At 34.8% G+C, this 279-nt stretch carries 1 protein-coding gene; it reads right to left on the bottom strand.

Features of this window, described 5'->3' with window-relative positions; translation table 11 throughout:
- Nucleotides 1-279: hypothetical protein (locus tag R2R70_RS19800; protein WP_410978868.1), on the bottom strand; the 279-nt coding region annotated here is incomplete at both ends.

Here is a 279-nt window from a genome sequence, read left to right as displayed (position 1 = left end):
ATATCGTTTTTAAAAGTAAATGGAAAGGTAACCCAATTGGAGTTTCCATTAACGAACTGTGCTTGTAATACAAGACTATAAGTTTTTTCTGTAAAATAAAGATCTGAAACATCTACATAAGTGGAAAAAGTATTTGTACCATCAGTATTGCTCGACCCCGATGCAGCGTGGTAATATGAATCTTTGGGAATGAAATAAGAATTTATTGCATTGATGGGTGCGTCTACACTGTAAGTACCCCAAATATTGATACGCCCGTTTATGTAGCTATGATTGATG

Source organism: Cobetia sp. SIMBA_158 (assembly GCF_046566945.1).
Lineage (GTDB): Bacteria > Pseudomonadota > Gammaproteobacteria > Pseudomonadales > Halomonadaceae > Cobetia > Cobetia amphilecti.
The sequence above is the reverse complement of the archived record's forward strand: the minus strand, read 5'-3'. Positions and strand labels throughout refer to the sequence as shown.